This window comes from Membranihabitans marinus, assembly GCF_019802045.1.
GTDB classification, from domain to species: Bacteria; Bacteroidota; Bacteroidia; order Chitinophagales; family Saprospiraceae; genus Membranihabitans; species Membranihabitans marinus_A.
Map to the genome: position 1 here is coordinate 1 of NZ_JAHVHU010000041.1, position 1,344 is coordinate 1,344.

Annotated in this window: 1 protein-coding gene; it reads left to right on the top strand. The window is 46.2% G+C overall.

Translation table 11 applies throughout. The features are described from left to right. The coding region (locus KUV50_RS19280) for a hypothetical protein (protein WP_222581846.1) at window positions 1–1,344 on the top strand (1,344 nt) is incomplete at both ends.

Below are 1,344 nucleotides of genomic sequence, written 5' to 3' on the forward strand. Positions count from 1 at the left end.
ATTGGGACGACGCAGTGACTGGTGGACGGAGACAGCCATGGTTGATCTTTGTGCTGAGCTAGGTCCGAATGCACCTTATGACAACTGGGTTGACCTGTTGGATGACCTGGGTGTAGACCGCAAACAGGCTGGAACCGCTGTAGGCGGAGGAACAGTCGGTGAGACTGCATTTAACAATGCATACAATGTAAATGATCTACAAACCTTCTTGAGTGATGGTGAAGTAGAAAAATATTACTTCCACCAGATTCAGTGGTTGTGGGAAGACGAGGAGTTGTGTGGAGAGAAAGTAGTACATGCGTGGATTTATTCCGTCGCAGAATATATCGCAGAGAACTGCTCTGTGGCTGACGATCACGGCAATCCATTGAATGTACGTGATTTGGAGGAGATTTTTGACAACTTGTCTGGTGTATCCGGATATGGTAATGAACTGTCGCTGATGGGCGGTGGATGGAGTAAATCAGTTCCATTCAAATGCGTTGATGCATGTGAAGCAGTACCAGTAGAACTATTGGTATTGGATTATTGCTGCAACTGGGGAATCGGACGAAGCACTATGAATGTAGAAGATGCTGGAAACTCTAAATTGGTGACTCGATTGCCTGATTTGGATATTTCTTGTGAGTCTTACAACCTGTTCTACAAAGATGTAGTAGAAGCTGCTGCAGTCTTTGGTGAGAATGGAAGTGGAGCGGACACGATTGGTGCATTTGCTGATGTTGATGCTGCGTTGGGTGAGTATATCCTGACCTGGGTAGACAATCAGAACCGACCTACTGACATCGATGGCAACTTATTGCCTGAAGATTCCACGACGTTTAATTACTGGAATGTAACCTGTGAGGAGAAATCTGAGACAGAAAAAGTAGCGATTGATAACCACGACGGAACTATTGGATGGGAGACCATCATACACAATACGACCTATTTGGATACAGCGACTTCGACTGCACCGAACGGTATTGTTGCGATTAACTGTTCCGGAACATTGTCACAAGATATCTGGGTTGACCTGGATGAGTGTGGACAAGGAACCATTACGCGACGATTCTTTATCTCCGGTGGATGTGACGATGATATTTCACCAGAGTGGGAATTCCACCAGGTGATCAATGTACACTCCGCTTGCGGAATGCGTGAAAGCATGTTTGATCTTCCTGCGAACGTAGGAACTAAGAACGAGCCGATCTGCTTGCCTCAGGGATTGAGCCGGTCTTACTTGCCTGACACTATTGGTGCTCTGACTGTGAAGCCGCACCTGGAAGGTAAACTGTGCAACTCTTTTGCATCTGGATCAGAAGTGAAAGAATTTGATGTCCCCAACTCGTTGGGGATGAAGAA